This is a genomic window from Cyanobium gracile UHCC 0281 (assembly GCF_034931305.1).
In the GTDB taxonomy this organism is placed as follows: Bacteria; Cyanobacteriota; Cyanobacteriia; order PCC-6307; family Cyanobiaceae; genus Cyanobium; species Cyanobium gracile_A.
This window is the reverse complement of the sequence record NZ_JAYGHY010000013.1, coordinates 12819-25391: the sequence shown is the minus strand read 5'-3', so window position 1 is coordinate 25391 and position 12573 is coordinate 12819. Positions and strand designations below refer to the sequence as shown.

Genomic DNA, 12573 nt, shown 5'->3' with positions numbered 1-12573 from the left:
TCCCCCCACCTCGACAATCTCCCCGCCCCCCTCCGCCACCTAGGAGCGCCTGCGCGAGACCATCGCCAAGCGCATGCGCAAGAGCCCCATAGACCGACCCCTGATGCCCATGGAACTGCTCGGCCGCCGCAGCCCCGCCCCAGCGCAGGACGTGGCCCGACGAATCCTGTAAAGCGCATGGTGGGCAAGGTGCTCACCGGCAACGGCATCACCGCCTACGGCAACGGCGCCTACAGCCTTATCGACAGCGACGAACTGAGCGACGCCGAGCGCGATGCGCTGCAACAGCTGTGCCACCAGCGCCTCGATGCCTTCCGCCAGCAGCGCGGCGAGGAGGTGTTTGCCCATCGCTAACGAAACCACACCCCGATAAGCGGCTCGGTGAAATACCAGGTGCTCACCACGGCCCGGGGCCGCTGCGAGTGCTTCGGGGCGCACGAGCACCAACGGGCACTTGAGGTGGACCACATCCTCCCCAGGAACCAGGGCGGTTCCGACGCCATCACCAACCTGCAGGCGCTTTGCTTCCGCTGCAAGACCGGCAAGCGCGACGGCTGTTTGTCTACGCAAGAGGGCGCATCCACTTCCGCGGTGTGCAGGCCAGCTACGGCCACCGCGAAGCGGGCTGTGTGTTCTGCGCGCTGGGGGCAGCGGCTGGGTGCTGCTGGAGAATGAGCTGGCGCTCTGCGTCGCCGATGCCTATCCCGTGAACGAGGGGCACAGTCTGGTGATCCCGCGTCGGCATGGGGCCGACGGGTTGGAGCTGCATCGACCTGAGTGGATCGCCTTGGTGGAGTTGCAGAGTTTCCAGGACGCCATGATTAGTGGCTGGAGCGTGTGGGGTTGAATTCAGACGAAGCGGCCTTCTAGACGGAGTTTCATCCACACTTGCATCTAAACCCGAGGCGTAAGGCGACTATGAACAGCTTGGCCCATCAAGGGATGATTCTGGCGAAACAAGCCCATTAAGGTAATCCATAATTGCTACACATGCGCCAGGCTCACACTGTCCTCCGCATGACAGACATCTTGATAGATCCATATCGCAAGCAAACCAGTACGACAGAGGCTCAGGAGAACTATACGACAAGAATATGAACAGGCAGATGATTCCTTGGGCTATGAATACGACACAGGCGCCTTCAGAAAGGAACTGCATTATCCAGTCAGTCCAATCGCCAACCAACCAGCCAGTCCTACCAGGAACGAAGGCGATGTAGGCACCAATGCAGGAAAGGGACATTCTCCCAATAGCAGCACCCAATATGCGCAATCAAGATAACGGTTAAGCCGGCATACTAACACTAGGGCCACCAGAGATACTTGCCAAGCGAAGCAATTCGGGTACCATAAGGAAGCAAGGTGCGATTCCACTCGTGCATAGCTCGAATCTCGGAAAGACTGCTGACACAGGAATTCGGTCACATGTTGACCTAAACCAATTCAGGCAAGAGATTCAATTCCTTATCAGGCAGCTATCAAAGAGTTTTACCGTAACCTACGCTTCTAGTGTTGAGCTAGGCAATGGTCGCTCAACGTATTGCTTTTGCCTGCTTAAACCCAGCCGCGTTATCGCCAAAGCATTCAGGCTTGACCGAGAGCTAATATGCCTGTTTAGTGATTATCCGCAATTTGAGCCAAGGACTTTAGCCGCTTTCGATGCAATAAGAACTTGCTTTGAGGAGAAGGCACAGCGAGGCAGGCTGTCAAGCGCTTGCCAGCTGATAATATCTAGAGACGAATCAGTCGTGAGCAAGATCAAGACCCTTCTATCTGAGAATAATGACATCCCTGCAACTATTCCCTTTGCTTTTCACGAAGGCGGAGCATTGTTCTCCAAGGAGAAGAATATAGGAGAGGCAACATTTGTTGAGCAACGATTTCGGCAGTCGTTCCATTGTCAGGACTTATTCTGCTACAGAAATCCTCTTAAAGATGACTCCCTCTTCTACGGAAGAACTAGCATTCTTGCCGAATGCGTAGGCAGGCATCGAGCTGGAGAGAATACAGGGGTTTTCGGCCTAAGAAAAAGTGGCAAGACATCTGTTTTATACGCACTACAGCGACAGCTCGATAACAACGAGAGCTTATCGATATTAGTTGACTGCAACAGATTCGGCTTAAATCGGTGGAACCAGGTACTTGGTCATATTATCAAGGAGTATAAAAGGAAGTTGGGTTCGAAAGTGCGAGTAGCAGCGGAGGAGATTGAGTACGACCCTAAAAATGCCCAGCAGCTCTTTACGGATGACTTTTTTCGAGTCTACGAATCAAAGAAGTCGCGCAAGGCATTGTTAATGTTTGACGAGATCGAAAGAATGACTCCCGAGACTGGGACTGGCTCATGGCGGAGTGATGATGACTTTATTCATTTTTGGCATGCAATAAGAAACCTTACTCAGCTGCATACAGATAAATGCACATATCTGATTAGTGGCACGAATCCATGTGCTCTAGAGTCAACATATTGGTTCAATCGGCTCGAGAATCCAATTTTTCAACACGCCAAGCCAATCTATTTACCGTCGTTTGGGTTTGAAGAAATGAAAAAAATGCTAAACGAGATCGGTTTTTATATGGGGCTTGAATTTAAAGACGATGCCATATACTACTTGCTTCAGAAGTTTGGCGGGCATCCCTTTCTGACAAGACAAGCCTGCAGCGGACTCAATAAGTTACTCTCCGATCAATCCAAGCCGATACTTATTGATAACCTCACTTGGAGCAAGCACATAGAAAGCAGCCTACACCATATATCATCCTACTTAAAACTTATTGTTGATGCGCTGAGATTCTTTCCCGACGAATATGAGATGCTGAAGATTATGGTCACGGAAGGCAGCGAAACATTTGAAGAATACGCAGTTAACAACAGGGAGTTGATTCACCACTTGGAAGGATACGGAATCATCTCCAAAACCCCTCTGGGCTATGAGATTGCCATTGACTGCATTAGAGACCATCTAAGTAGCAAATGGAAGTACAGCAAACGAGGCGTAAGCCAAGAGGAGAAGGAGCTTGAGCTCTCAGGGCGTCGCAACCGCCTCGAGCGGAATATCCGAAAGTTGATTAAGCGCTCACTCAAACAATCAGCGCGAAACAGGAAGTGCAATAACGGCGATGAAAGCGCAATGCCTATAGATGAGTTCTGCTTAAACAGAGTTTATCGGTCCCTCACTGAAGATCGCCGAACTAGGCTAATGAATAAGGACTACTCTTTCGATGATCTATTGGGAGGGCAAAGCCCTTTATTCCTTCTAGAATTGTCGAGCATCATCTCGAAAAACTGGGTGGAAGGATTTTCAAGCTTTTTCGGCGAGCACCAAAAAGAAAGGGTAAGATTGTACCTCGGCGACATTAACTCAACTGAGGGTGGGGGAAGAAATGATTGTCATGCGAAAGATATCAGTGATTCCGACTTCGAGAGTGTGCGGACAAAGTTCACATATTTTGAAGAGCTTCTTGAAGATGAATGAAGAATCGTATTAGGCCAAGAGCTACAGATTTGATCGTTCCCACCTGCCACCTCCGGCACTTTCTAGGCACCGCACTGATTCTGATCGCCCACGCCCATCGCCTTTATACCAAAGCCTCCTGTGGGCTGAGCAGATTTGCCAGCAGGATCAGATTGCTAGCAACCACATGCAGCCGAAACACTGCTCGCATTCGTGCCAGGCCTCAGGACTTGAACTGCAGCAGGCCAGCGGTCTGTTTGGTCCAAGCAAACACCTGCACGATCAGCTTTTTGGCGTTGATCGGCTTGATGTAGCACTGGGGGCAGGCGGCTCGTCCGTTGATGGCGGAGCGGCGGCATGCCTAGATGATCAAGGCTGACATGGAACCCAGAAACTGAAGCAAACTATATGCAAGCTTCCATGCCGGCCAGACTTGCCTAAAACAAGCCCCATGTAACACAAGCGCCATACCCCCGAGAAGATCATCCGCAGCCTGCGCAACGATGAACAACTCCTCAACAAGGGACAGACCGTCGCCGGTGTCTACGAAACTCTGAAGTTGTCGGCACATTCCATCAAATTCTTGCAGCAGCTCTCCGGCGGCATGAAAGCCGCAGAGGCCAAGAGCCCCAAGAAACTGGAACAGGAGAACAGTCGGCTCAAACGTTTAGTGGCTGACCCTAAGATCGATGAGTGGGTACTCAATGAGCTGGCCGATGGAAAGGTTTAAGCTCAGAGAGCCGCCGCGGAGCTGTCGAAGTTCTTCAGGACCGATTCCGGGCAATCCAGCGCCAGGCCGGCAGTCTGATGGGCCAGAAACTCATTACCCAACGCCGGCCCGTGCTTGTGGCGGAAATCGAGGAGCAGAAGCTAAGCCTGAAGATCCATGAGCGTGCCTGGCGCCATGTGCTCCAAGGCTTAGCCGATCCATCGTACTGGGATCGCCTAGGCCGCCTCCTTCGACTCCTCCAGCCTCTCCACCGCCGCTTAGCAGGACAAACGGTGGCGCCATGGAGGTAGGCAGATCCCGAAAAACCTGAGTAAGGTCTGCGCTGAAACACCCTATGCATCCGTGCCCAAGGCAGCCGGCGCCAGCAGCCCATTCCTGAGCATGGTGACCATGCAGCTGGAGCTCATGCTCCAGACGGAAGCCGGCGGGATCGATGCCGCCGGAGATCAGATCAAATCTGCCTTCCCCGGCCTAACTGCGGATCAGGAAGCGCTGATCGACGAAGCGCTCGCTGGCCTCCGAAGGCGTGAGGCGGGCCTGGTGCGGCTCTTTCCGGTTCCGGTCATCAGCAGCCGCAGACAGAGCCGCTGGTATCTGGGAGCCAGAGAGAACGCCAGCCCCAACTGGTACGCGTATCGGGATCATCTCCTTAGCAAGGGATGGGGTGAGACGGCCGTCTCCTCCATTGATGAGGCCTCCACAAGAATCACCAACGAGCTGCTCTGTCCGAATTCAGGAGTTGAGGGAAGATTTCAGGGGCTGGTGCTCGGCTATGTGCAGAGCGGCAAGACGGCAAGCATGGCGGCAACAATCGCGAAAGCTGCTGACAGCGGTTATAGGATGGTCATCATCTTGGCGGGACTGACGAACATTCTGCGTCAGCAGACCCAGCGACGGATCGAAACCGACGTCGTGGTGCACAACCCCGAGCGCTGGTGGGTTGGGACAACGGAAGGTCAGGATTTCAGGCTGGAAGATGGGATCAAACTTCCCACTCTGGAGCGGGGGAAGTGCGCTCTGCTGGTGGTCAAAAAAAATGCTGCAGTGCTCAGGCGGCTGAAGAGAGCCATGAGCAGGTTGTCAGGGCTGGAACGCAAAAGCATCCCCACTCTGATCATTGATGACGAGTGTGACCAGGCCAGTATCAACACATCAGCCTACAGAAGTGCCGTCTCTCGCATCAATGGACTGATCAGGGACATTTGTGATCAGCTGCCAAGAGTCACCTATGTCGGCTATACGGCAACTCCGTACGCAAATATCCTGATGGCAGAGACCTCGGTCGATGGGAGCAGAGATCTCTATCCCAGTGAATTCATCGTTTCGCTGGCTGAGCCGGAAGGATATTTCGGTGTGAGAAGACTCTTTGCTGATGAGCAGGGAGCTGACCTTGAAGCCGAGCTTCCATTCATCCGCAGGGTGCCGGATGACGACGCCACCTTTCTACAGCCTGTCTCGAGAACCAATCGTGATCTCTTCACTCCTGCCCTCACGCCAAGCCTGAGGGCAGCCTGCGACTACTTTCTGCTTGCCCTCGCAGCAAGAGCACATCGCGGGCAAGAGCAGCATCACTGCTGCATGCTCATCCATACGACCATCTACGCCGGCTGCCATCGGCGACTGCGAAACCTTGTTCACAACGAATGGCTTGCTGCTGTTCTGCAAGACCTACGATCAGGAAATGCACAGCGGATTGAGGAACTCCGGTCGCTTTGGCAGCGCGAATCCAGCTCACTGGAAGACGGGAGGAGAGCCGAACTCGACTGCCCCGCTGAGGCGGAGGACTTTGAGCAGCTCAGCCCCCTTCTGCTCGCAGCAGCTGAATCCATCACCCTCACCGTGGAGAACTCTGAATCGGAGCTCTCCGAACGCCTTGACTTTTCATCGCATCGACCGCTCCATACCATCGTGATCGGTGGCAACGTCCTCGCCAGAGGCCTGACCATCGAGGGCTTGGTCTGCAGTTTCTTCATCCGCACCACTAACCAGTACGACACACTGATGCAGATGGGGCGATGGTTCGGCTATCGCCGAGGCTATGAGGATCTGCCGCGGATCTGGATGACCCGAGAGCTTGACAACGCTTTCCGTGACCTTGTGAATGTCGAAGAACTGATCCGCGCTGAGATCTCAGAGATCACGCGGAGAGGCTGGACACCTGCCGACATGGCCATCCGCGTGCCGCAGATTGCAAGCCTCAGCATCACGGCGAGGAATAAGCTTGTAATGGAGAATCTGGAACAATGCGATATCAGCTACTATGGAGCCCATGAACAGACGATAGGATTTCCTGTCAGCAATGAGTTTCATGCCAGCAACTGGGAAGCTGGAGCCCTTCTGCTGAAGGAGGCTGTGCAGCACAGCGGCAGAGACCCGGAAAGGAAAGGAAGCTCTGTTCTCATCCCTGAGGTCAATCATCGCGCTGTTGTCCGTTTCTTGCGTACCTACAGGCTTGAGAAGGAGAGCATGCAGGGCATCAGCGACTTCGTTGAATCAGAGCTTGATTCAGCCGAGGAATGCATGGAAACCTGGAATGTCGCAGTGATCGGGGCCAGTGGTGGTCGCAGCATCAGCTTCGGAGAGGTGAGTGGCATCACGCTTCTCAACCGCTCGAAGATCAATCCTGCCTACCATTCCCCCTTCGGTGGCTCTATAGATCAGGAACTCCGCTCGCGCATCTATCTGAAGGCTCTGATGGGCGTATCGGATGTACTTGTGGACGTGAACCGGGAGGCCTATCGGGCCTGGCTGGGGAGTCTCTCGGATCCCGGCTTCAGCACGGACAAGGACTCCTGGGATTCTGTGAAGCGTTACCGGGAGGAGGAGCTGGGTAAACGCCCCCTGCTGCTGCTCTATCCAATCGATCGGCAATCTCAGCCAAGAGACTGGGATCCTGAAAAGCCCCTTGACCAGCAGAGTCGACTGCCCCTTCTCGCAGGCCTCGAAAGTCCCGAGATGCTCGCTCATCACATCCTAGGCATGGGCATCGTGTTCCCGAATGTCTCGCGAGCCACGGCACGCCACTTCATCAGGGTGAAGTTGGAACGCCCTGCAGAGGGGGAGGCGTTCGACGAGGCAGAGATTCTTTCACTCGAGACTGACGATGAGGGCAATCCATGATTGATCAGATGCTGCAGATCTGGGCCCAAATCGAACGGCTCGGACCAAGTCCTTCCGGTCTCGATGCCATGCCGCTCGATGTGGAAGGTCTACGTTCCGGCGATGCGCTTCTATGTCTCGGCGATGGAGGCACACGGGGCATCCTGCTCCGCAATCCCGGAGGTCGTGCTCCGTTGCCCAATCCAGGATGCGGGAGGCTTAACATCACTCGCCAGCAGTTCCAGAATGGCCAAGGCAATGCCGAAACCTATATACGCATTGACTGCCTTGAGTCTGACCTGAAGGAGCCTTTCGGGTTTCTGGCCAACCGAGTCGTCGATCACCTCGTGGGAGGGGCGACGCCATCGCGCGCATGCATGGATGCGGTGCTTGATTTTCGCCGACTTCTCTCCCGCAGCGGGGGGCCACTGCCTTCGCAGGAAGAGATTCTGGGACTCACCGGAGAACTGCTCCTCATCGATCGCTTGGCCCGCCACCGGCCCGAACTGTGGAAGGGCTGGAACGGACCGATGGGATCCGCCTGTGACTATTCGTGGGGCACCGATGACATCGAGGTGAAGGCCTCCCATCTCTCAGGCGAACCACGATTCACAGTGAACGGGCTTGATCAGCTGGAACCTGCTGAAGGTCATTCGCTGTATCTCTGCCACTCCATCCTAAGTTCAAATCCTATCGGCCCTGTCTGTGTTCCGGATTTGGTGGATTCCATTCTGGCCATCATCCAGGATCAGGAAGAGTTCTCAGAGCGCCTCTCTCATGCAGGCTATCTTGAGGAACAGAAGGATCTCTGGCTTGAACATCGATTCACGCTCCATGAAATGTCGATGTACACTGTCACTGATGATTTCCCTCGCATCCGCAAATCTGATTTCGCAGATGGATGTCTGCCACCAGGTATTGCGAAGCTCAGATTCGATGTGCTGCTTGGGAACGCCGCTCACCTCAGGATGAGTGAAGAGGATCTGAGCCGCACGATCCTGGCCATGGAGTGACAACATGTTTCCGATCCATCTCCACAGTGAGCCCTACAGCCGGGATGGCAATCTTGCCGCTGACGGAGCGATCCGGCTGCTCGGTCAGCCGGCGATGTCACCTCTGGAACTGGTGATCCGAGAGGCCCTCCAGAACAGCTGGGATGCGTCCCTCGGCTGTGAACAGGCCCCGATTTTCCGTATCAGGATAAGGGTTCTCGACAGCGATCATCTTGAGGCGATGCGAGCTTTCTTCTCCGAACTCCCGCCCCAAGATGCCGGTGAACCGATTGCGGGGCGTATCCGACGATTTCTCGATTCGCCCGAGCCACTCGTGATGGAGATCAGCGATGAACGCACCAAGGGTCTTGGTGGACCGATCTCTGCTGCAGAGGCGCTACAGGAGGGGGAAGTGGCAGACTTCGTGAACTTCGTACGTAACATCGGCAGTCCCCGGGATATGGTGCTGGGAGGTGGTACCTACGGCTTCGGCAAGTCTGCTCTGTTCAGGATCAGCGGCTGCAGCACGGTCGTCATTCACTCGCTCACAGGAACTGCCCAAGCGCCGGAAAATCGGCTGATCGCAAAGGCACTGGGCATGGCCTTCGACCATGACGGCAAACGCTATACAGGCCGCCACTGGTGGGGTGTTCACTGTAACGGAGACCAAGGAAGGGAATCCGTTGACCCTGTGAGAGGCGAAGAGGGCTCTCGGATCGCTCAGTCTCTCGGGATGTACGGACGGCATACTCCTGAGCAGCGTGGGACAACGCTGATGATTCTCGATCCTGAACTACAGGATCTTCGTGACGACAACGGACGTATCGAGTTAACCGGGCTGGGGCAGAAACAGCGCTTGATGGCGAGAATTCAGGAGATTCTTCTCTGGCATTGCTGGCCGAAGTTCACCTCACGCGAGAATGGATCCGTCCCGATGACATGCCGGCTGTCAATCCTAGGGGAGGAGGCCGAGCTCCCTGACCCCTCGACAATTCAGCCTCTCTGGCTTCTCACACAGGCCCTTCAGCATGCGAGAAGCCAGACCGACGAAGTTTTCTGTGAACGTCCGAGGCAACGCATCGGGTTCTTCGGACAGTGTCAGGCGTCTCTTCAGCTCCATGCAGATGACCGGTACCGTATCCACCTTGGGGATGATGCCCTGATTCCCGAGAAGCTCTGCCATATGGCCCTGCTTCGACCGGCTGAGCTAGTCGTCCGGTACCAGGTTGGCTCACTGAATGAAGCTGATCAGACCCAGTGGGGAGCCGTCTATATCTGTGATCGAGGCCCTGACAACGTCGTTGAGCAGGCTTACGCCAGGTCCGAGCCACCTGCTCATGACGACTGGGAACCGAAGGCCGATCAGTCGCTGTCTTCACACCAGCGCACATATGTCAATGTCGGACTCAAACGCATCAAGGACCGCGTGAAATTGTTATCCGGAACGGACTTAGTCCGCGCCATGCGGATCAGGGAAAGGGAGCAGGAGTCGCTGGCGGCTCTCGCCGGAGAACTGGGACGGTCCCTCATCGGCACTGGGCCGGGGGGATCGGCCGGCCACCCCCCGAGTCCACGAAGCGGCCCGAGTCGGCGCCGCCCTCTGAAGCTGTCATCCCCTGCACCGCTTGGCACCGAGCTCAGGGATGGGATTCCTGTCGCCACGTTCCGGATTCGCCTCACCGGAGACAGCGAGGGAACAGCCATCATCAGCTTCACTCCATGGGTACAGAGTGATGCAAGAGAGAGGGAACCCGTGGCGCCAAACGGCAGGGCACCAGAGATCGTGGGGATCACCGTCGATGGAGATGGCCTTGAAACGGAAGATGGCTCCCTGCGATGCGAACCATCGGCCAAGGGTGTGGAGATTCTCGTCTCCCTAAGCGTTCCCGACTATGTGGCCGTAGGGCTGACCGCTGAACTGATCGAGGGGGATCAGCGATGAGCAGAACAGCGTTTCCCTATCCGACACTCTTCCCACTGGTACGGCAACCCGGGCAGTGGCAGGCCCTAATTGATGACACCCTCAGGGATTTCCGTGATGGATCAGGAAGCTGGGATTACCAGTCCGAGCTGCAGATCACCTGTCGGCTCGGGTGGCAGCCGCAGGAACTCTTTTCCGAAGCGGGCCTTGCACCACTGTTCGAAGGTGCCCGAGTCGCCCTCATTGTTTCGACCGGTTCGACCCTTCAGACCGGCCGCCGATTCGTGGCGTTGGATCAGCCTGTCAGAGACATCCCATCTGATCCTGCCGAACTGAGGTACAGCCTCACATCGGCTCATCTCTGCAGCAGGATCAACGCAACCCTGCTGATCTACAGCGGTGGCGGAAGCATCGCAGGTCTTCAGGTTCGCCTCGGCAGCGTTCTCTACCGTGAAGATGCTGTTCTCTCTCTGGAAGGAGACCTGGCCAGCTTTCCAGTTCGCGCCATCAGTTTTTCCGAGAGCAGCCTCGGCGATGGACTGTGGATGGTTGCTTTTTCGGCTGAGAGCCCTGCCGATCCACTTCTTTCCTCCGTCACACTTCTGCTGAACAGTGACCGATCGGAATTCATCCAACGCCTCAACGCCGAGGAGGATGGGCTGCTCCTCTGGATTATCCGGGCCGACGTCATGGCCAGTGTCCTGAGCTCCTGCCTCCTCATCGACGAGCTGGGCTATGACCCCCAGGAGGAGTATCCGGAGGCTTCCCTTGGGAGCGTCGTGAGCGCGTGGCTGAGAAGCCTCGGTGTCGAAGGCACGCCTGCCACTCAGGCTCTGCGGGAGCAGGCAAGCAAGGAACCCGGAGTCCTTCGCCAGCGCTGCCAGGCAATCTCTGCCGGAGGGTCGGAGGGAGCATGAGCATACTGATTCCCCAGCTGCCGGACAGTGCCGCCCTGCCGATCATGGCCGAAATGGCACTCTGCTCAGATCCTTCCACCCTTGAACCGACAGGGGAGCTGAAGAATTCTCAGGCCTACGTGATGGCCACTGGCGGGTTCCCAGTTGAAGAGCCTGCGCTGAAACTTCTTCGCCATCTCATCGTTGCAGCTGCCCGTCAGCAAGGTTTCCCGGAAAGGCGTCCGCGCAGCTTCCTTGAGTTCGAATTTCAGGTGGCCGAGATTCTTGGCGGGTGGGAACCCCTCTGGATCGATGACGTGCCCAGCGGTGAATCCCTGCGGAATGCCTGCTGGACATTCCTTACCGTGGTTGTGCTTCCGGATGTCGCTATCTGGCGCTGGCCTCCATCGGCTGTTGCGGAATCCGACAAGGCATGGAAGGGCCGTGTTCTGGGCGGGGGACGCAATGCTTTTCAACGAATCCATCGCCGCGTGCTCAGCCTGGATCGAGGACCAGTCCATCCGGATCGCTGGGGTCTAATCCGCGAGCTGAAGGAGGACGATTTCAGCAACATCCTCGAGAGGCCAACCATTGGGAGCAACCCCCACGTCGCTGTTTGTCTGGCTGAGGAGTACCTCGCCATGCGGGAGCGGCTCAGCGGCTGCAGCGCTGAGATCCAGACACGCGTCTATCGGGAGGCCACCAAGGATCTCCGAGCCTACGGGGTCGTACAGCCGCTCGATCTGCTCCCACGTGAGGAACTGGGTGCCCTGATCCGCAGGACATTTCTGCGGCGTGAGGAGATGTATGGTTCAGCTCATCTTGGTCAATCCGAGCTTGCTGCGCGGGATCCCAGCGTCCACAACGATCCAAGGAGTAATGACTCCTTGCCTGCAGCACCCTCTGATTCCTCTGACCAACAGTCAGAGACGCCACAGACATCAGAGGCACCTACATTAGAACCTCCGAGCCTTCTGAGGAGGCTGTTCGGCGGTGCCTAAGCGTAGCGATGCTCCGATAGATCAGAATTCTGTTTCACCGATGCGCAGCCGCAACATGGCTGCGATCAAGGGGCGGAACACGAGACCGGAGCTTGCGGTTCGGAAAATGCTGCACCGCCTTGGGTATCGCTTTCGTCTGCATCGCCGCGATCTTCCTGGTACTCCGGACATTGTCTTACCGAAATACAAGACGGTGATTTTCGTTCACGGGTGCTTTTGGCACCGGCATCCTGGCTGCAGATTCACAACGAATCCGAAGACGAATTGGACTTTCTGGGACAACAAGTTTCACCAAAATATAGATAGAGACAAGAAGAACTGGATTGGGCTGACAACTGCCACTTGGCGAGTACTCGTTGTTTGGGAATGCCAAACCAGGGACCTCGCCTCCCTTGAAACAAGACTAACGGAATCCCTTGGCTTCAAATAATCATGAGTCACACCGTAGCTCATTTCTTCAATCATGCCGCGTGAGGCAG

Annotated in this window: 10 protein-coding genes and 1 pseudogene; all 11 read left to right on the top strand. The window is 55.9% G+C overall.

Annotated elements, in window-relative coordinates:
• Positions 1–177 precede the first annotated feature (177 nt).
• The 11 genes and pseudogenes from VB739_RS05960 (at position 178) to VB739_RS05915 (ending at position 12524) form a co-directional block, all read left to right on the top strand.
• The gene (locus VB739_RS05960; protein ID WP_323356189.1) at positions 178–354 is read left to right on the top strand and encodes a hypothetical protein; all 177 of its coding nucleotides are present in this window, start codon (positions 178–180) and stop codon (positions 352–354) included.
• A gap of 27 nt (positions 355–381) precedes the next feature.
• Complete coding sequence (locus VB739_RS16670; protein WP_416233304.1) at positions 382–675, top strand: HNH endonuclease; 294 nt, start codon at positions 382–384, stop codon at positions 673–675.
• A complete protein-coding gene (locus VB739_RS05955; protein ID WP_323356188.1) occupies positions 659–847 on the top strand; it encodes an HIT domain-containing protein in 189 nt (62 codons plus the stop codon). Before VB739_RS16670 ends, VB739_RS05955 begins: the two co-directional genes overlap by 17 nt.
• Positions 848–1748: 901 nt before the next feature.
• Entirely contained in the window at positions 1749–3476 is a 1728-nt protein-coding gene (locus VB739_RS05950) for an AAA family ATPase (RefSeq protein WP_323356187.1), read from the top strand.
• 451 nt (positions 3477–3927) lie between these two features.
• Positions 3928–4185 (top strand): annotated as a pseudogene (locus tag VB739_RS05945) (IS3 family transposase); the annotation flags it as partial.
• A 342-nt stretch (positions 4186–4527) separates the two neighbouring features.
• Positions 4528–7305: a Z1 domain-containing protein gene (locus tag VB739_RS05940; protein WP_323356186.1), complete on the top strand. Its 2778-nt coding sequence runs from the start codon at positions 4528–4530 to the stop codon at positions 7303–7305.
• Positions 7302–8297 (top strand): PD-(D/E)XK motif protein, encoded by a 996-nt coding sequence (locus VB739_RS05935; RefSeq protein ID WP_323356185.1) that lies wholly within the window; start codon positions 7302–7304, stop codon positions 8295–8297. Before VB739_RS05940 ends, VB739_RS05935 begins: the two co-directional genes overlap by 4 nt.
• Positions 8298–8391: 94 nt before the next feature.
• On the top strand, positions 8392–10218 hold the full coding sequence (locus tag VB739_RS05930; RefSeq protein ID WP_323356184.1) for a hypothetical protein: 1827 nt from the start codon (positions 8392–8394) through the stop codon (positions 10216–10218).
• Positions 10215–11114 carry a hypothetical protein gene (locus tag VB739_RS05925; RefSeq protein WP_323356183.1) on the top strand — a complete coding sequence of 300 codons (900 nt, stop codon included), beginning with the start codon at positions 10215–10217 and terminating at the stop codon, positions 11112–11114. The genes VB739_RS05930 and VB739_RS05925 overlap by 4 nt, the downstream gene beginning before the upstream one ends.
• Entirely contained in the window at positions 11111–12094 is a 984-nt protein-coding gene (locus VB739_RS05920) for a hypothetical protein (RefSeq protein WP_323356182.1), read from the top strand. Before VB739_RS05925 ends, VB739_RS05920 begins: the two co-directional genes overlap by 4 nt.
• 40 nt (positions 12095–12134) lie before the next feature.
• Positions 12135–12524: a DNA mismatch endonuclease Vsr gene (locus VB739_RS05915; protein ID WP_323356181.1), complete on the top strand. Its 390-nt coding sequence runs from the start codon at positions 12135–12137 to the stop codon at positions 12522–12524.
• The last annotated feature ends 49 nt before the right edge of the window (positions 12525–12573 follow it).

What these genes read in the sequence shown, in the direction of transcription:
- VB739_RS05960 (WP_323356189.1), top strand. Translation starts at nt 178, where the DNA reads ATGGTGGGCAAGGTGCTCACCGGCAACGGCATCACCGCCTACGGCAAC.
- VB739_RS05935 (WP_323356185.1), top strand. Translation starts at nt 7,302, where the DNA reads ATGATTGATCAGATGCTGCAGATCTGGGCCCAAATCGAACGGCTCGGA.
- VB739_RS05930 (WP_323356184.1), top strand. Translation starts at nt 8,392, where the DNA reads ATGTCACCTCTGGAACTGGTGATCCGAGAGGCCCTCCAGAACAGCTGG.
- VB739_RS05925 (WP_323356183.1), top strand. Translation starts at nt 10,215, where the DNA reads ATGAGCAGAACAGCGTTTCCCTATCCGACACTCTTCCCACTGGTACGG.
- VB739_RS05920 (WP_323356182.1), top strand. Translation starts at nt 11,111, where the DNA reads ATGAGCATACTGATTCCCCAGCTGCCGGACAGTGCCGCCCTGCCGATC.
- VB739_RS05915 (WP_323356181.1), top strand. Translation starts at nt 12,135, where the DNA reads ATGCGCAGCCGCAACATGGCTGCGATCAAGGGGCGGAACACGAGACCG.